This window comes from Flavobacterium sp. KACC 22758 (assembly GCF_028736135.1).
GTDB lineage: Bacteria > Bacteroidota > Bacteroidia > Flavobacteriales > Flavobacteriaceae > Flavobacterium > Flavobacterium johnsoniae.
Window position 1 is genome coordinate 4,880,218 of the sequence record NZ_CP117878.1, and the last position, 19,806, is coordinate 4,900,023.

The following is a 19,806-nucleotide window of genomic DNA, read 5'->3' on the forward strand; positions in this document are numbered from 1 at the left end:
TGTATTATATCAAATTAATTATTTCTATTTCTTATTTTATTATTTATAAATCCACTAATATTCATAATTTTATTAAGATTAATATAACTGAATATTGCTGTCATGAGAATTATAATTATACTTATTCCATATTGTGTCGTATCTACAAATAAATTAACATTTAGTAGGGCAACAATAATCAAAATACCAAAAACAAAACTATATTTAATATTAGATCTATTAAATTTAAAGCTAGATAAATGTTTTGTGCTAAGATAAACAAGCAAAAATCTCAACAAACAAGCAACAACATATGAATAGCCTACAATTTTAAAACCATAAAGACTCCATCCAAAATATAGTATTGATATGAATATAATGTTCCAAATAGTTTCAATTGTAAAACTGTATATTCCTTTACTCTTCGCTAAAAACATAACTCCAAGCGGCCATGAAATAACAGTGAAAAATGTTCCTGCGATAAGCCATTGCAAAATAGGTATAGCTATTGCAAATGCATAACTATACAAAATCGTAATAATAAATTGTGCAAATACTAATATAAAGACAATCATAGGAGAAGCAACTAAAAATGCAATTTCTAATTGTTCATTTATTAATCTATTTACTGCTTCATTATTTTTATTAATTTCCGTAAGTCTTGGAAAAAAATCGGCCAACATTGCGTTCAGTATTATTCCTAAATACATTGTAGCTATAGTCCAACATGCTTGAAAACACCCTACTGCATTTATATCCATTTTCTTTAGAAGAAATGACCTAACAAAATAAAGTGTAATAGTGGCTAAAATTCCAGTAATAGTAATAAAAAATCCTAAAGCAGCCATTCTACGACCATCCCTAAAAGTTTCATTAATAGAAAGATTCACCTTTTCTAATTCTATATCTTTAGTAAACCACCACGATAAAGCAAGCCCCCCTAAACTTGTTAAAACCATACCTGGAACAATACCATTAATTCCCAATACCCAATACATAGGTATTGTTATAATGGTACCAAGAATAGCACCATAAAAAGATGCCTTTGCCATAAGATTAATTTTTCTCAAACCTTGAAGTAATGCAAGCTGTCCACCGGAAATACTGGAGATTAAAATTGTTGTAGCTATAATTGCAATACTTATAGAATATGAACTATCTCCAAAAGAATAATTACTTAAAGGAACACAGAATATAATCGTCAATAATGTTCCCAATACTCCTGTCCAAAATGCCCAAGTTTTTAATATTTTTATTGCTCTTGAAATCTTAGTATTGTCATTTGTTGCATTACTTTCTGCAACATCTTTTATTCCGCTGAAATTTATTCCAAATCCTGTAATCTGTTTAACTAAATCGATAATATTTTGCAGAACACCTATAAATCCAACTCCTACTGGACCTAATAAAACAGCTACAACTTTAGTCCTGACTATTCCAATTAAAATAGATGCTATTTGTGATCCTCCAACTATACTTGTACTTTTAAGTATTTGCTTATGCGATTTTTCTTCTTCCATTATTTTTTATTTTTTCGAGTCATTGTATAAAGAATTTTAGCATTTGCAATGATCACTATATAGATTTTGCGAAAAATATTAATTGGTAAATCACTTTTAAAAAAGGCTTTTAAAAATTTTAATTCAATTTTAATTATTTCGATTAAAGTGACTTTACGTGATTGGACTAAGTAGTGATTACAAATTGATTGATCTTTAAGAATATTTCTGAACCCGAAAGTAGAAGCCATTAATCCTCTGAAAAAAATTGCATCAAAAACTCTATCCTTTTCTTTCTTAGTAATATTCAAGGAATACATACTTTTGCTATAAATTAAAAACTCTTCTATTCTTTTTGAAGGGTAAAAGAAAACTTCGTTTTCATTAGTATAAGTAAAGGAACTAATTTTTTCACTTTCTTCTTTTGTTTCTGTGTAAAAAGCAGGCAGATTAATAATTCTTGACGGTCCCAAAACTGCCATCTCTGCATTAATCAAATCAGTGTAAAAGCCAAATTTTTTATTTTGATTAAAAATCTGATTCAATATCGGTAAACGTCTTAATACATCTGATTTATAAAACATCCCAGTTGGATGGTTCGATAAATATGCCATATTATAAACTGAAAAAAAACCTTTATCATAGATTATATCAGAACTTTCTTCAAATTTATTCAATTTACAATAACCAAATAAAATATCGGAATTATCTTTAAGTCTTTCGATTAAATCACCTATTTTTTGATATTCAACCCTATCTTTATCTAAGCATAGAAAACAATACTCCCCATTTGAAACTGTTAAAGCTTTAAAAATGTTTTTTATACCTCCAATGTTTTCCTTATTTCTAATATTAATAAATCGACTATCAGTAATTTGATTTAAAAGTACATTGGTATTATCAGTAGATAAATTATCTACTACAATTACTTCTATTTCATCACCTTTATATTTTAAAATTGAATTAATTAATTCAAAAACTTTCTCTCCTCTATTATAAGTTGGGATACAAATACTTAATATAGTTTTTTTTATCATAAATTAAGAAAGGCATAGAATCTTTTTTGCTCTTTTATTTCAGAATACAAACTATATCTATACTCAATAAGTTTATTTTCTAGATTATAAATATTTTTTAATTCCATCTTTTAAAAATACTTTAGGTTTCCATTCTGGAATAGCATACGATATTTTATCTGTATTCAGACCTAAAAATGCCATACCTTGATCTCTGGTCACTATCTGATCATATTTTTTTTGTTGTTTACCCATTATTTCATAGATCAAACTCACCAGATCTTTTATTTTAATTGAATCTGTACAGCTTGCTACATTATACACATCGGCAGGTATATCTGTATTAATTATTTTATCGATTAATTCTACTAAATCAGAAATGTACAAATATTGTCTAACCTGATCCCCTGAAGATAATTTAGGATCTAAATCCTCCTTGATGGTGTTTATCACATATGGTATAAGTCTATTCTCATTTTCATTTGGACCATATATAGAAGGTAAAATTAAATGATACCATAAAATGTTAAATTGTTTATTCAAATAAAAATTACTAAGAAGTCTTTTTGAATCACAATAACTATCAGAAATAGCCCCCACAGATTGAATAACCTCAATCTCATTGTATAATTTTTCCTTATCATTTGTACCTATTTCAAAATAAGATCCAAAGGTTATAAATTTCCCTTTATAATTATTATCATTCAAAAAGGTTACAATTTCAATTGGTAAAAAAAGGTTAACTTGATAAAGTAATAAATTTGCTGGTCTATTATTTGATTGTACACCAACAGCTGCAGTATAGACAATTACATCATAATTTAACAAAGAAGTTAAATCTAATGGCCAGTTAGGATAATCGAAATTAAAATAAGAAACAAAAGATGAACTTTCATCTTTTGCTTCTACTAAATTCTTACCATATAGATAAATATAATTATCTTTAGAAACTTTCCTTATTAAATTTTTTGCTACAAAGGAATTACTTCCTACTATGGCTATTTTTTTCAAAATTTAGATTTTCAAAATTATTAAACACTCATTTCAAATTACAAATAAATCTTATATTTATACTAAGAATTTAGATATTCGCGAATAACATTTGCTATGTAATCGTAGTGAGTTTCATTTAGTCCTGGCCAAACTCCTAACCAAAATGATTGGTTCATAATAGTATCTGTATTTACCAAATCACCAACAACGCGGTGTTTAATATTAGTATAAGCAGGCTGTCTTAATAAATTGCCTCCAAACAATAAACGTGTACCTATTTTATTTTTTTCTAAATGCTGTACCAGCATATGACGATCATTTGCATCTCCTTCTCTAAGCGTTAACAAAAATCCAAACCAAGACGGCTCCGAATTTGGAGTTGGCTCTGGAAGTATAAAAACTTCTTCAAATTCTTTCATACGTTCATATAAAGCTGCATAATTTTCTTTACGACGTTGTACAAACTGATCTATTTTTTTAATTTGAGATACTCCAAAGGCCGCTTGCATATCAGTCACTTTAAGATTAAATCCTATATGTGAATAAGTGTACTTATGATCATATCCATATGGTAATGTCCCTAATTGCTGTCCAAAACGACATCCACAAGTATCATCTTTTCCTGGTTCACAATAACAATCACGCCCCCAATCACGAAAACTTTCTGCTAATTTAGACAAAACCGGATTATTAATTAAAACTGCACCTCCTTCTCCCATTGTTATATGATGTGCTGGATAGAAAGAAAATGTAGCAATATCTCCAAATGTTCCTGTTTTTTTTCCTTTATAAGTTGCTCCAAGCGAATCACAATCATCTTCAACTACCCAAAGATTATATTTCTTAGCCACACGCATTACTTCATCTAAATCAAATGGATTACCTAAAGAGTGAGCTATCATTATTGCCTTTGTTTTAGGAGTAACAGCCGCTTCTAACATATCCGTCTTTACATTATGTGTCGCAATATCTACATCTATAAATACAGGAATAGCACCAAATTGAATGATAGGATTTACAGTAGTAGGAAATCCTGCAGCTACAGTAATCACTTCGTCGCCTGGTTTAATAGCTCTTTCTCCTAATTTTGGTGAAGTCAAAGCATAAAAAGCCACTAAATTAGCTGAAGATCCTGAATTAACTAATAATGATCGATGTGCTCCAAAATAAGCAGCAAAGTCTGCTTCAAATTTATTAGCAAAACGACCAGCTGTTAACCAACCATCTAACGCTGCATCCACTCCCATTAAAATATCTTCTTCATCTAATACTTTACCTGTAACAGGAATGTAATTTTCTCCCGCTGTAATAACTTGCGTAGATTTCTTTTTTGCTATTTCTCTTAAACTTTTTAATAGAGAATCTTCTTTTAAGTTTTGTAACATATAAATTTATCTTTAACTGTAATTTTTATTCATTATGTTGCTTCCATTGCTATCGGTTTAGCAAATGGCTCCATTTCTGTAATTGGTCTCCCAAAAGCAATTTTGGGATATGTATTTGTATGTGGATCAATCATAACTTGAAGTAATTGAGGTTTATTTTCATTTTCCACACTCCAAAACCAGTCAATTGCATCTTCAATATCTTCTTGATTCTCCACTGTCCTTGACTCAATACCATAAGCAATAGCAACTTTGGCAAAATCAGGAGCATCATACCCCCAATAAGTTGATTGATAACGAGATTCAAAATAACTATCTTGAAACTGTCTTATCATTCCCAGAGTTCTATTATTTAAAACAATGACTTTTATTGGTATTTTATTTCTAACAATTGTTTGTAATTCTTGAATATTGATTTGCATACAACCATCTCCTACCAATACAACAACAGGCTTTTTATTCAATGCAATACTGGCTCCAATTCCAGCTGGCAATGAAAATCCCATAGCTCCCATTCCTCCTGAAGTCAGAAATTGCTGGTCATTGTATAGTTCTAATGACTGTGCTGCCCACATTTGATGACTTCCGACATCTGCTAAATAAACTTTTGCTTTCTTAGATTTATTAGAAAGCAAATGCATAAATACATTTGGATTTATTCCTTTAGGATCAAGTTCCTTGATATCTGGCCAAGTACTTTTTAAATTATTAATATGATTACTCCAATCTTCGTTTAAAACAAAAAAAATATTAAATGCAGATTTTTTAAACTCCTTAAAGAAGAAATTCAAATCTGTTATAATTGCTTCGCATCCTTTAACACGGTTATTAACTTCTCCCTTTTCGTAGTCAATATGATAAATTTTTCTGTTTTCAATAAATTTAACATCAGCTCCCGTTTGCCTAATATCTAATCTACTTCCTAGAACAATTAGTAAATCACATTCTCCAAAAGCTATATTTGCCCATCTATTACCATAACTTCCAATAAATCCAACGCGTTGTGAATTATCGTAATTTATAGTATCTAACCCCAAAAGTGTTGTAATTACAGGGATCTGAGTTTTTTTAATAAATTCGTCAAATAAATCTTGACTTTTACTCGCTTTTATACCTCTTCCAGATAAAATAAGCGGCTTTTTTGCTTTTTGGATATCTTCAATTAAATTGCCTAGAATGTCAGAATTAATTTCTAAATCTTTGACATCATCAACTACAAGAGAGTTATCTTCTATTTGAATACGCTGAGTATCCATAGGTATATCTATTAAAACCGGCCCTGGCCTACCTTCTAAAGCTATTTTAAATGCACTTTCAAATATTTTTGGTATATCATTTGCATCAGTTATTTGAAAACACGCTTTGGTAATTGGTTTTGCCATTGTTACAATATCGGTTTCTTGAAAACCTAATTGTCTTATATCTAGATCACCTTTTAGTTCATGTCTATTTACTTGACCAGTAATAAAAATAGCAGGAGTTGAATCGAAATAACAGCTCCCAATACCTGTTAATAAATTTGTAGCGCCTGGTCCTGAGGTAGCCAAAGCTATTCCTGGTAACCCTGTAACTCTCGCATATGCTTCAGCAGCAAAAGCAGCACTTTGCTCATGATGCATTGTAATAATGTTAATATCAGTTTTTTGATTCAATGAGTCAAGTATATGAGTTATCATACCTCCTGATAATTCAAAAACACTTTTTATTCCCTTTTTCATCAAAAATTCTGCAATAAAATCAGATGCTTTCATGATAATGTATTTAGATAATATTTTAAAGTATTTCTCAAAGCAATATCAAAATCTGAAAACTCTATCTTTCCAATTTGAGAGCTGATTTTTTCAATATTACCTTCCATATACATTGATTGTCCTTCTCTATAGTTTAATGCTCCAAAATTCAAAATAAATTTTGGATTTATATAATCTCTTATATTTTGAATTAATGATTTGATTGTTCTGGATTCATTAGAGGAAATATTATAAATTCCAGAATCTACTTTCATAATAACTATCTTTCTAATTATTTCAGCAAAGTCTTTAACATACATATATGCATATTTTTGCTCTCCAAAAGTAAAATCCATTTCACTGTCTTTTAACATCGAGTTGACCAAAGAAGGAATTAACCAATTCAAATTTTCTTTTTCTCCAAATACTGAAAAAAGCCTCAACCAAACCCAATTAATATCATTGCTATAGCAAAAACTTTTCATAATTTCTAAACAACCTAATTTAGTTCCTGCATAAGCATTTATAGCATTTGAAGGAAAATCCTCATTTATTTTATTATTTACAACGCCGTATTCTGCTTGTGATCCTAAAAAAACAACTTTTTTTACTCCAACTTCTTTAGCTACTTCTAGCAGTTTAACAAAAAAAATAAGATTTTCCGACTGTTTAGTCCAATTATTTCTATCATCTGATTCAACACCAATCCATGCTGAATGGATAATTGTATCAAATGAATGTTGTTTCAATTCATTTGTGTAAAGTCCTTCTTCATCTATATCAATCCACTCAATTTTTTTACTAAATTCTTTACATCTCCAAATATTAGAACTTTTACGTTTTAACCCTAAAACACTAATATTATTATTTATAAGATTCTCTGCAATATGAGAACCTAAAAAACCTGTAATACCAGTTACTAAAACTTTATGCATTCAGAAAATTAATAATTTGAGATTCAGTAAATGAATTTATAGCATTTAAGTTATTATTAAACTCACTATACCAATCCATAGTCATAGAGACCGCTTTTTCAGCATTCATCTTTGGTTTCCATTTTAACTCTGTCACAGCCTTACTTATATCTAGCTTGAGTAATCCTGCTTCATGTGGATGAGTTCCATCATTCTCAACAATATATTCACCTTTGCCCCAACATTTGATTGTCAATTTCAGCATTTCCTCAACAGGTAATGCATCAGATAAATGAGGTCCAAAATTATAAGCTTGATTGAATTCTAATGGCTTTTCAGTTAGATTTGCACCTAACAACAAATACCCAGCAATTGGCTCTAAAACATGCTGCCAAGGTCGTACTGAGTTTGGATTTCTTATAACTACAGGTTTTTCATCTGCAAATGCTTTTGCTACATCAGGAATTAAACGATCTTTTGACCAATCACCTCCACCAATTACATTTCCTGCTCTTGCTACAGCAATTGATTTTTTATGATCACTGTAAGTTTTACTATTAAAAAAAGAATTACGATAGGAATCAATTAATAATTCTGCACAAGCTTTACTAGCACTATAAGGATCATACCCACCTAATCTATCATTTTCACGATAAGGATAAAGCCATTCGTTATTATGATAAACTTTATCAGTAGTAATAAGTACAACTTCACATTTATTTTTCAATAAACGAACACCGTCTAAAACATTTGCAGTTCCAATAACATTTACTTCAAATGTTTCAGATGGGATCTCATATGATAATCTAACCAAAGGTTGGGCCGCTAAATGAAAAACAAAATCAGGTTGAAAATCAACAATTTCTCTCTCCAAACGATTTTTATCTCTTAAATCAGCAATTACAGAATCACAAATTAAATTCCCATTTATTAAAAAAAATAAATCGTTTTTTGTATTAGGTTCTAACGAATAACCTTTGATACTAGCACCTAACAACGAAAGTGTTTTTAGCATCCATGCCCCTTTAAAACCTGTATGACCCGTTAAAAAAACCTTTTTCCCGTTATACTTCTGCTTTAATTTTTCAAATATCGAATCTACCATGTCTTCCATTTTGCATTACCAGAACTCCACATTTCTTCCAATTCATGACGATCCCTAAGCGCATCCATACATTTCCAAAAACCATCATGCTTATAGGCAGCTAATTGATTATCTTGGGCAATAGCCCCAAGAGGTCCTTTTTCCCATTGTACATCTTCAACATCATAATCTAAATATTTAAAAATCCCTGGTTCTAATACAAAAAATCCACCATTAATCCACATTCCATCACCAATTGGTTTTTCTTCAAAGTGTCCAACTTCCCCGGATGAATTAATATCTAAATTACCAAATCTTCCGGGTATTTGTACGCTGGTCAATGTAGCTAAACGACCATGAGATCGATGGAAATTATAAAGACCTGTCAAATCAACATCTGCAACCCCATCACCATACGTTAGCATAAAAGTTTCGTCTTTTACATACTTCTCTATTTTCTTTAATCTTCCAGCTGTATTAGTATGCAAACCAGTATCGATTAATGTTACCTTGAAAGATTCTGTTTCTGAATAGTGGACATTAATGTTATTATTGGCAAGCTCAATAGTAACATCAGAATTATGCAAATAATAATTATAAAAATATTCTTTAATAAAGGTTGCCTTATAACCTAAACAAATTATAAATTCATTATACCCATGTTGTTCATACATTTTTAAAATATGCCATAAAATAGGTTTACCGCCAATTTCTACCATTGGCTTTGGTCTTGCTTCTGTCTCTTCCATAAGGCGAGTTCCAAAACCACCCGCAAAAATTACTACTTTCATTACTTCTATATAATATTATGGTTATTGTATTTTAATAGATACATTATCAGTTAAAGGGTAACTACAACAAAGTAAATATTCATTATTTCCTAAATCAGTTCTAGGTTTTTCTAAACCTATCATTTTCAATTCTCCTGAAAGTACTGTCCCTTTACAAGTACTGCAATTTCCTGTCTGACAAGAATAAGGTAGTTCTAATCCAATTTCTAAAGCCTCTTCAAGAATAGAATTACCTTTATTTATCGTAATTTTATTATCAAAACCTTGAAAATTTAATAAAATTTCTCTGTTATAAATATCTTTAAAATCTTCGGGATTTTTAACAATTTCAAAATCTTCAGAAAAAACATTATCAAGACTTTGTCCTAATTTTGTTAATGACTCTTTTATCGTGTTTTTAAGTCCTATCGGTCCACATATAAAATGTTGTGATGGAGATTTTATATCTTGTAATAATTTCTCAACAAAATCAGCATTAATCCTTCCTCTGTAATTATGTGAATCTTCAATAAAGAATTCTTCCTTGGAGTAAAAACTATGAACTTTAAAACGATCAGAATAGGTCATTTTTAATTCTTCCAATTTTTCTTTAAAAATTACTGATGAATTAGATTTATTTCCATAAACCAGATGGATGTTTAATGAGTTATTCACCAACAAATCTTTTATCATTGAGAAAAGAGGAGTTATACCACTCCCAACACCCCAAAATATAACGGATCTTATTGATTCATCTGATTTAAAAACAAAATCCCCCAACGGCTCTTGGACTTCAATTACGTCATCAACCTTTACCGTATCATTTATGTAATTAGAGACTACACCTCCTGGAACTCTTTTAATCGTCACATCAAGTGTTGAATCAATTAAAGGTGTTGAAGAAAATGAGTAAGGGCGAATATATCTTCTTCCATTTATTCTAAATTGAAGAGTTAGATATTGGCCAGCTAAATATTTAATTTTTTTAAGCCCAGGCTGTTTGAAACATATTGTTATAGTATCATTAGTCTCAATTTTTATTTCGTGGACTTTTAGAGTGTAATTTTTCACTAAACTATATTAAAAACGTTAATCATTATTGATCTAATATTTGTTTGACAATACGTCTAACAACAATAATTATTATTGCTAAAAAACTAGCTAAAAAGCCACCAATTAAAATACCTTTTGCTTTACCAAAACGCTCTAGAGGTAAAGGTAAAATTGGCTTATCAATTATTTGAATTAGAGGTGTTTCTTTTCGTAATGTAACTTTTGCCAACTCTGATTGTTTGACCAATTCAGTTAATATCGCTGTATTCGCCTGCACGTCGACCTGCCTTCGGATTGAAGGAGTACGGCGTACATTTAATGCGGGATTTAAATTAAAGGTATTATCATTTGCGACCGCTACTCCTGCAATTGCTCCATTAAGTTCTGAACGAATTGAATCAGTTTGTTTTTGTAGTACTAGCATATTTATCCTAGCTTTTTTACTTTTAGTATCTATATAAAAATCAGATACATTTTTAGCTAGTGCTTCACAAAAATATTTAGCAAATAATTCATTAGTAGATGACATATCTATACTAATAATAGAAATCTTTTTATCTTTCTGGCCTACTGATAATGCATTCTTTGATAAGTCTTGATAAATTGAGCCTAAAATACTATCATGAATTCTAGTAAACTTATCGCGTTTTACATTGGGCAAGAACTCAACATTGACAAGCTTATTTTTACCTTTCCATCTATCACGCATTTCATTAATGTCAATATACATTTCTGCCAAAGAAATTAATTTTCCATTATAATTTACTGGTGTCAACAAAGTTTTCTCAACCATTGTACGGGATTTAAGCAGTTCTGTCAAATTAGAACCTGTAAAAATACTTCCGCCACCACCACCTAAGTCTAATCCTAGTGAACCTGCTAGTCCTAATGCCCCACTTAAACCTCCTCCAGAAGATTTATCCTCTTCTAACGCAAAAGACAAAGTTGCTTTATATATATTTTTTTTAGAGATAGAATATGTTACTCCTAAAATAGCCCCTATTATTCCAGCTAAAAAAATAACTTTCCATTTTGACAACAACAAATTGTACCACTCTAATATTTTTTCAAATAAATATTTTAACGAAATTTCATCGTTTTCAATGGATTGTTTAGAATTAGTATTCATCTAAATTTATTTAAAAGCAGTTACAATTAATAATGCTAAACTAGAAATAACACTACCTATTCCTACCCATTCTCCTGCAGTCATTTTCTTTCTTTCTGGTCTTTCTGGAACAACGATCTGAGAATCTGGTGTTACTTTAGGATAAGACCTAAAAAATAAAAATGAGCCAGTAACAGCCGCTTTTCCGTTCGGATAGATAATATAAGCCTTCTTTTTCCAACCTTTGCTATCTACGCCACCAACAGAATTTATATAGTATTTAAATCCTTTTCCGCTTCTGTAAGGTATTTCTGAAGTTAAAAGTACATTACCAGTTACTTTAACCCCTTCATTGTAAACTGCTACTTCAATCTCATCACCTGGAAACAATGTAACATTAGAATAATGATTTTTATCTTTTACAATTTTTTCCCAATTTACAGGAATTGTAGCATATTTCAATTCGTCCCTAAGCTTTTTAGATAGTTTAGAGCTAAGAGTATCTTTAGTTTTAAAATTTGATTTCTCATCTAGAGATTCTTTCTTTTCTATGTCTGGTGTTTCTTTTTTTTCTAAGTTCAAATTTATGCTCTCTAACTGTTCTATTTGTTCTTCTTTAATTGGTCTCTTTATTTTCATACCATCTAAATTCGCTATAGATGTTAATCCTCCAGCTCTCATTACAATATTATAAACTGTTTCTTTTTTATTCGCTAAAACATATTTACCAGGGTAAGTAACTGCCCCACTAACTTTAACCATTTCTGGTTTTTCATAAACTGCCATTCTACGAATATTAATAACATCAAATGGTTTTAAAACAAAATTTTTAATTTGTTCATTATTATCCGCTGTTATTTCAAGCTCTACTAATTCGATTCGTTTTGGATCAGCATCGTCTATTTCATCAGATTTAACCATTCGCGCAATTTCTACCCTTTTTGAAGCTGAACCGGTTAATCCTCCAACTTGAACAACCAAATCATTTAGTGTCAAATTGTCAAAATAATCATATTCCCCAGGATTTTTTACTTCTCCATCAATTGTAATCTTATATTCTTCTCTAAAATCTAATATTGAATAAACTGTAATAATGTCTTCTCTTTTCAATTCTACATCAGCACTCAAATCTCCAGACATTGCTGCGCTCAAATCTACATTTACAATTTCGGTTGTTAAATTTGTTTGTAAACGAGTTATTCTTGCCCTTTTTGTATATGCATCTTCTTTAAGTCCTTCAGCTCTTGTAATAAGGTCTGATATTCTCATTCCTTCATTGTAAGAATAGTAATCTGGTCTAAAAACCGCTCCTTCTATTTTAATACGATTCTCAAATCGATTCAATATTTTTGTAATTCTAAAAAAATCACCTGATTGTGGCTGATAGTTACTATAATCACTTTCGTTTATATCATGTACTTTAAATTCCTTACCTGTTTTTTGTAAAACATTAACAGAAGCGGTATAAGCAAACTCATTAAATCCCGAAGCAAAATTCAATAAATCTGAAAATGTCTCCCCTTTTTTCATCTCAAAAATACCTGGACGTTTTACCTCTCCTTCAACAGTTACTCTCTGACTGTAGGCAGGAATTCTAATTACATCATTTTCTTTTAAACTAACATTATCCGATTGATCTCCTTTCACTAAAAATCTGTAGATATCAATATTTTTATAAACTTTATTATTTCTTATCAATTCTATATTTCTGTAACTTCCATTTTTTCCAGGACCACCTGCTAAATGCAAAGCATTATAAACTGTCGCCAAGGAAGATATTGAATAATTTCCAGGCTGTTTACCGCCCACAATAGTAACTTTTATAGTACGGATTTCACTTAAACTAACAGCAACCTGAGATTGTCCAGATCTTACTGTACTATAAACTCTTGCTATAGCAGATTTAATTTTTTGAGTAGCTGCTTCAATTGACAAACCAGAAACTGATATTTGACCAACATAATCAATAGTTACCTTTCCTTCTACACTAACCGGAATATTAGCATTATACTCTTGAACTCCATATACACTAACTTGTAATTCATCTCCCGGTCCTAAAACATAATTTAATGGTGTTGCCAACTTTAAATCTGGTTCAAAATTTAAGGTTGGATTATCAAATAATTCTGAACCAAAAATTAAAGCATTTAGAGAGTCTTTTATTTTTTCATTTTTAATTTTTTCCTGCTTCCTTCCAAACTCAGAGTCTTTATCTCCCTTTTTTAACTTATCTTGATCTTTTTTACTTTTATCTTTATCTTTATCTGAAGCATTCTTTTTTTCATATTCTGTTACACGAGCCCTTAACTTATTAAACTCTGTTTGGCTCATCCCTTTAGATAAAGCCATAGATTCAACATCATTAATAGTTGCATTATTGCTTTTTAATTGAGAAACAATTTTTGCAATTTCATCATCAGACAAGTAATCTACCTTTATAGCACTTAGGTCTTTAGACTTTATAATATCTTGTGCATTAGCATTAAAAGACATTAGTAAAACAAAAAATAAAGCAAGAACGTAAGTTATTTTTTTCATATTAAATTTATAATTTAAACTTAGGTTTAAATAGTTTTATATTGTTTTATATTGTTTTATATTGTTTTATATTGTTTTATATTGTTTTATATTGTTTTATATTGTTTTTCATAATAATCTTTGTAAGATCCAGATGTTACATTCTGTAACCAATCTTCATTATTAAGATACCAATTTATTGTCTTTTCCAAACCTTCTTCAAAAGTAACTGATGGTTTCCAGCCTAATTCTTTATTTATTTTTGAAGCATCAATTGCATATCGCAAATCATGACCAGGCCTATCTTTTACATAAGTAATCAAGTTTTCTGAAGTCCCAATTGTTCTTCCTAATTTTTTGTCCATTATTTGGCAAAGCAGTTTCACTAAATCAATATTTTTCCATTCATTAAAACCTCCTATATTATACGTTTCATGATTTTTTCCTTCATGAAAAACCAAATCAATTGCTATTGCATGATCTTCAACAAATAACCAATCTCTAGTATAGTTGCCATCTCCATAAACTGGTAAGGGCTTATTATTTATAATATTGTTTATAAAAAGTGGAATTAATTTTTCAGGAAAATGGTATGATCCATAATTATTTGAGCAATTAGTTAAGACATATGGTAAACCATAAGTTTCTCCATAGGCCCTCACAAAATGATCAGAACTCGCTTTTGAAGCAGAATAGGGAGAATTTGGAGCATATGGAGTTGTTTCTGTAAAAAGACCTTCAACACCTAATGTACCATATACTTCATCAGTGCTGATGTGATAAAATCTTTTACCGTTATAATTATCTTTCCATTGATTTTTAGCGGCATTCAATAAGTTCATTGTCCCAATAACATTAGTTTTTACAAATGCTAAAGGGTCTTCAATAGAACGATCAACATGTGATTCAGCTGCTAAGTGTAAAATACCATCAAATTTATGTTCTGCAAAAAGATCATTTATAAAGCTTTCATCAACAATATTCCCTTTAACAAAAGTATAATTAGGATTATTTTCAATGTCTTTTATATTTTCTAGATTACCTGCATAAGTTAAGGCATCTAAATTGAAAATTTGATATTCTGGATATTTTCCAACAAAACGCCTAACTACATGAGAACCTATAAAACCAGCACCGCCAGTTATTAGAATTTTTTTCATTTTTAAAATGCTTTTAATTTAATAAATCTGAATTTTGTCTTTCTAATTCGTTATATACATCCTTAACATCTTGTGAATTTTCTTTTTGTAAAATCAAATTTGCTGTGTCTGTGTGCACAAATATTGTATTTCTCAATCCTAAAAAAGTGGTATGGCTATCGCATCCTATCACCATATTGCCATTTAGGTCAATTGGATGTCCTTTAGTAACCAGATATTCATAAACAGATTCAAAAGAACCGAGATCCGACCAAGAAAATGAAGCCGGAACTACTTTAATTTTTTTACTTCGTTCCATTACAGCATAATCAATACTAATTGACGGAATTTGCATTGATAAGTCTAAATCTAAGAATCCTTCTTTCGAGGCTTCCCAAACCTCTTTCGATTTTTCATAAACATCTGGCTGAAATTGTTTTAATTCATCTAAAAGAACTCCCGCTTTAAAACAAAACATACCGCTGTTCCATAAAAAATTTCCTCTAGCAATAAATTCTTTTGCAGTCGTTTCATTTGGTTTTTCTCGAAATGAAATCACTTTATCTCCCTTCGACTCAATATAGCCATATCCCGTTTCAGGTTTAGTTGGAATAATTCCAAATGTTACTATAAAACCATCTTCTGCTTTTGAAATTGCTTCTTGAATAGCATTATTGTAATCATCCATTTTATCAATTATGTGATCTGATGGAGTTATAATTAAAATATCATCAGGATTAGATGCAAAAGCCGCAAATGCAATTGCAGCTGCAGTATTTCTAGGTGTGGCTTCTACAATATTCAAATAAGTAGTCTTGGTTTTATCCATTACTTTCCCACTTAAATGATGATTATCTACATTTCCTACCACCATAACTTTATCAGCTAAATGACTATTTCGTTCAACAGTCATTTCAAATAAAGATTTGTTTTCAAATATCTCTAGATATTGTTTTGGCTGGCTTTTACGAGAAAGCGGCCATAAACGACTTCCCACTCCGCCTGTTAAAATTACATGTATAATTGAATTATTTTTTTCCATTTGTTTAAAGTAAAAAAAGGATTTAAGTTCTACAATCTATTATCAGCTATAGTACCCAAAATTCCTTTTACATCATATAATAAACTATTCTCTTTTTGCAATTCAGAAAAATTCAATTTTAAAAATTCTTTATGTGCTACTCCTAAAACTATAGCATCAAATTTTTCTATTGGCAAAGAATTTATAGTTTCTAGTTTGTACTCTTTTTTAACCTCTTCGACATTAGCCAAAGGGTCATAAATTGTAACTACTATTCCGTATTCTTTTAGTGCTTTGATTACATCAACTATTTTGGTATTTCTAACATCAGGACAGTTTTCTTTAAATGTAATTCCAAGCATTAATAAATGAGCGCCATTCACTGAAACACCTTTTTTAATCATTAATTTCACAATCTGAGAGGCTACATACTCTCCCATACTGTCATTCAAACGTCTTCCTGCCAGAATTATCTCAGGATGATATCCAAATTCTTGGGCTCTTTGCGCTAAATAATAAGGATCAACACCAATACAATGCCCCCCTACAAGTCCTGGTTTAAATGGCAGGAAATTCCATTTTGTTGCAGCGGCTGTTAAAACTTCTTGAGTATCAATATTCATTAAATTAAAAATCTTAGCTAATTCATTGACAAAAGCAATATTTATATCACGCTGAGAATTTTCAATTACTTTTGCTGCCTCTGCAACTTTTATCGAAGGCGCTAAATGAGTGCCGGCAATTATAACTGATTTGTATAATGCATCGACTTTTAAACCTATCTCAGGTGTTGAACCAGAAGTAACTTTTAAAATTTTCTCTACTGTATGTTCTTTATCTCCCGGATTTATTCTTTCTGGTGAATATCCTGCAAAAAAGTCTTCATTAAATTTTAGACCTGAAACTTTTTCTAAAACTGGAACACATTGCTCTTCTGTAACTCCTGGATAAACTGTAGATTCATAAATTACAACATCTCCCTTTTTTAATATTTTACCTACAGATTCACTGGATTTATATAAAGGTGTTAAATCAGGTCGATTATTTTTATCAACTGGAGTTGGAACTGTTACAATGAAGTAATTGCACGCAGCAATATCTTCAAGAACGTTTGTACAATATAATCCAATTTTACTATTTGAGTTATCGACTAAAACGGCTTTTAATGTTTCTGGATCAACTTCTAATGTTGTATCAAATCCAGAATTTAAACTTTTAACTCTGGTTTCATTTATATCGAACCCAATAACTGAATATTTTGTCGCGAATAATCTTGCTAAAGGCAAACCAACATAACCTAAACCAATAACAGCTATTTTTATGTTTTGTTCCAATTTCATTAATTACTTTTTTATGATTTCATTCACTTCAACTCACGGCTTCGCCATTCTGAGTCACAAAAAATTGCCTCAGATGCCTTAAAATCATTTTCGGCAAATATAACATATTCACATTACTTAATCAATACGCTTTCTCGTATAACTAAAAAGAAATCGTGTTAATTTTTTGTAAAAAAAACAAAACACTCTTAATCAGTAGATAAAGATTTTTTTTACAAAAAAAAGAGAGCTTAAAACATTGAACAATGATTAAACTCTCTTGATATTTAATATGTTTCCTTTGTAGAAAACGAAATTATTTGTATTTTATTTTCAAAACACATCCTAATGATTCAAGAACTAAAATATAATGTGTCTTTGATACTTCTTGTACAATTGCATTTTGATTACTAAATGCCCCTGTTTCTAATTTAATCTTATCTCCTACCTGAATTTGTGATACTGAAATATCCGCAATATTTGATTCTTTTAGACTGTTTTTTATAACATTAATTTCTTCATCGCGTACAACTGCAGGTTTCCCCAACCAAAATAAATACCTTATAATACCAGCAACTTCAAATACAGAATTTCGGTCAGAATCTTCAATTTGAATAAACACATAAGAGTTAAAAAGGGGCACTTCAACTTTTTTCTTTCTATCTGACCACTGTTTAATTTGAGTAATCAATGGACAATAACACTCAATACCTATTTGAGTAAGTTTATCGGCTACCTTTTTTTCCCATTTGGGTTTTGTGTAAACTACATACCAATTCATAATTTTTATTTATCTTGAAAATAAAATTCTTTAATTACACTCCACAATACCTTCATTTCCATCTTTTAATTTTATTTCAATTTACTTACTAATTATGAACCTATTCCATTATAAATAAATCCAATGGATTCCAATTCTTTTGCATTCAAAATATTTCTGCCATCAAAAACAAACGCAGGTTTGTGCATAGATTCATAAATCTTTTGCCAATCATAAGTCGTAAATTCATCCCATTCAGTTAATATTGCTATTGCATGAGATTCTTTACATGCTTCATAAGCATTATTAAATATTGTTAATGCTTTAGCATTTTCTACTTCAGACCTAGTCTCCAAATAGCCTAAATCACAAAGCATTTTATTTCTTGAAACTTTCGGATCATAAACAGAAATTTCAGCTTGTTCATTTATCAAATCATCAGCTACATAAATTGCTGCAGACTCTCTTGTGTCATTTGTATCTTTTTTGAATGCCCAGCCTAAAAATGCAATTTTTTTATCAGCAACTGTGTTATATAATGTCTGAACAATTTTATTAGAAAATCTTCTTTTTTGATGATCATTCATAATAATAACCTGTTCCCAATAATCAGCGACTTCATTTAATCCGTACGATTTTGCGATATAAACTAGGTTTAAGATATCTTTTTGAAAACAAGAACCTCCAAATCCAACTGATGCTTTTAAAAATTTAGGACCAATTCTACTATCCATTCCAATAGCCTTAGCAACTTCATTTACATTTGCTCCTGTCTTTTCACACAACTCAGACATTGCATTAATTGAAGAAATACGCTGCGCTAGAAATGCATTCGCAGTTAGCTTAGACAACTCCGATGACCAAACATTCGTAGTTAGAATTTTATCTTTAGTAACCCAGTTTGCATATACATTAACTAAAGCCTCAATCGCTAACTCACCTTCTGGAGTAGAATCTCCCCCAATTAAAATTCTATCAGGATTTAACAAATCTTTAACTGCTGTTCCCTCAGCTAAAAATTCAGGGTTTGATAAAATCTGAAACTGAACACCATTTCCCGTATTATCTAATATACTTTTAATTGCTTCTGCAGTTCTAACCGGCAGAGTTGATTTTTCAACGACAATTTTATTCTGTTTCGCAACTTTTGCAATTTGTCTGGCACATAATTCAATATATTTTAAATCTGCCGCCATCCCTTTTCCTTTTCCGTAGGTTTTGGTTGGTGTATTTACTGATATAAAAATAACTTGAGCTTCATCAATTGCTTTTTCAACTTCTGTTGAGAAAAACAAGTTTCTTCCTCTGGCTTCGGCAACAATTTCTGAAAGTCCAGGTTCATAAATAGGAATATTATCAGTATTTGGATCATTCCAATCTTTAATTCTTTGTTCATTCAAGTCTACAACCGTTACTTGAATATGTGGACATTTTTGAGCAATTACTGCCATTGTTGGCCCTCCAACATAACCGGCACCAATGCAGCAAATTTTTGTAATTTCCATTTACTATAATATTA

Annotated in this window: 16 protein-coding genes; all 16 read right to left on the minus strand. The window is 30.2% G+C overall.

Annotation, left to right across the window (positions count from 1 at the left end; translation table 11 throughout):
- Positions 1-14 precede the first annotated feature (14 nt).
- The 16 genes from PQ462_RS20680 to PQ462_RS20755 all read right to left on the minus strand — a co-directional run bounded on the left by PQ462_RS20680 (position 15) and on the right by PQ462_RS20755 (position 19,792).
- On the minus strand, positions 15-1,499 hold the full coding sequence (locus PQ462_RS20680; protein WP_274251412.1) for an oligosaccharide flippase family protein: 1,485 nt from the start codon (positions 1,497-1,499) through the stop codon (positions 15-17).
- A complete protein-coding gene (locus tag PQ462_RS20685; protein ID WP_274251414.1) occupies positions 1,499-2,515 on the minus strand; it encodes a glycosyltransferase family 2 protein in 1,017 nt (338 codons plus the stop codon). Before PQ462_RS20685 ends, PQ462_RS20680 begins: the two co-directional genes overlap by 1 nt.
- An 84-nt stretch (positions 2,516-2,599) precedes the next feature.
- Entirely contained in the window at positions 2,600-3,505 is a 906-nt protein-coding gene (locus tag PQ462_RS20690; protein WP_274251415.1) for an NAD-dependent epimerase/dehydratase family protein, read from the minus strand.
- Positions 3,506-3,567: 62 nt separating this feature from the next.
- Positions 3,568-4,872 carry a lipopolysaccharide biosynthesis protein RfbH gene (gene rfbH / locus PQ462_RS20695; RefSeq protein ID WP_274251416.1) on the minus strand — a complete coding sequence of 435 codons (1,305 nt, stop codon included), beginning with the start codon at positions 4,870-4,872 and terminating at the stop codon, positions 3,568-3,570.
- Between the two features lie 32 nt (positions 4,873-4,904).
- Entirely contained in the window at positions 4,905-6,623 is a 1,719-nt protein-coding gene (locus tag PQ462_RS20700; protein ID WP_274251417.1) for a thiamine pyrophosphate-binding protein, read from the minus strand.
- The gene (locus PQ462_RS20705; protein ID WP_274251418.1) at positions 6,620-7,537 is read right to left on the minus strand and encodes an NAD-dependent epimerase/dehydratase family protein; all 918 of its coding nucleotides are present in this window, start codon (positions 7,535-7,537) and stop codon (positions 6,620-6,622) included. Before PQ462_RS20705 ends, PQ462_RS20700 begins: the two co-directional genes overlap by 4 nt.
- Positions 7,530-8,630, minus strand: a complete 1,101-nt coding sequence (gene rfbG, locus PQ462_RS20710) for a CDP-glucose 4,6-dehydratase (protein WP_274251419.1) — start codon at positions 8,628-8,630, stop codon at positions 7,530-7,532. Before rfbG ends, PQ462_RS20705 begins: the two co-directional genes overlap by 8 nt.
- On the minus strand, positions 8,615-9,391 hold the full coding sequence (rfbF, locus tag PQ462_RS20715) for a glucose-1-phosphate cytidylyltransferase (RefSeq protein ID WP_274251420.1): 777 nt from the start codon (positions 9,389-9,391) through the stop codon (positions 8,615-8,617). The genes rfbG and rfbF overlap by 16 nt, the downstream gene beginning before the upstream one ends.
- A 21-nt stretch (positions 9,392-9,412) precedes the next feature.
- On the minus strand, positions 9,413-10,441 hold the full coding sequence (locus PQ462_RS20720) for a ferredoxin--NADP reductase (protein WP_274251421.1): 1,029 nt from the start codon (positions 10,439-10,441) through the stop codon (positions 9,413-9,415).
- Positions 10,442-10,466: 25 nt separating this feature from the next.
- Positions 10,467-11,552, minus strand: a complete 1,086-nt coding sequence (locus PQ462_RS20725; RefSeq protein WP_274251422.1) for a lipopolysaccharide biosynthesis protein — start codon at positions 11,550-11,552, stop codon at positions 10,467-10,469.
- A 6-nt stretch (positions 11,553-11,558) separates the two neighbouring features.
- Positions 11,559-14,069 carry an SLBB domain-containing protein gene (locus tag PQ462_RS20730; protein WP_274251423.1) on the minus strand — a complete coding sequence of 837 codons (2,511 nt, stop codon included), beginning with the start codon at positions 14,067-14,069 and terminating at the stop codon, positions 11,559-11,561.
- Positions 14,070-14,155: 86 nt separating this feature from the next.
- The gene (gene rfbB, locus PQ462_RS20735; protein ID WP_274251424.1) at positions 14,156-15,208 is read right to left on the minus strand and encodes a dTDP-glucose 4,6-dehydratase; all 1,053 of its coding nucleotides are present in this window, start codon (positions 15,206-15,208) and stop codon (positions 14,156-14,158) included.
- A 13-nt stretch (positions 15,209-15,221) separates the two neighbouring features.
- A complete protein-coding gene (locus PQ462_RS20740) occupies positions 15,222-16,229 on the minus strand; it encodes a mannose-1-phosphate guanylyltransferase (RefSeq protein WP_274251425.1) in 1,008 nt (335 codons plus the stop codon).
- A 29-nt stretch (positions 16,230-16,258) separates the two neighbouring features.
- Positions 16,259-17,548: a nucleotide sugar dehydrogenase gene (locus PQ462_RS20745; RefSeq protein WP_274251426.1), complete on the minus strand. Its 1,290-nt coding sequence runs from the start codon at positions 17,546-17,548 to the stop codon at positions 16,259-16,261.
- 295 nt (positions 17,549-17,843) lie between these two features.
- A complete protein-coding gene (locus tag PQ462_RS20750; protein ID WP_274251427.1) occupies positions 17,844-18,308 on the minus strand; it encodes a UpxY family transcription antiterminator in 465 nt (154 codons plus the stop codon).
- 92 nt (positions 18,309-18,400) lie between these two features.
- The gene (locus PQ462_RS20755; protein WP_274251428.1) at positions 18,401-19,792 is read right to left on the minus strand and encodes a UDP-glucose 6-dehydrogenase; all 1,392 of its coding nucleotides are present in this window, start codon (positions 19,790-19,792) and stop codon (positions 18,401-18,403) included.
- Between the last annotated feature and the right edge of the window lie 14 nt (positions 19,793-19,806).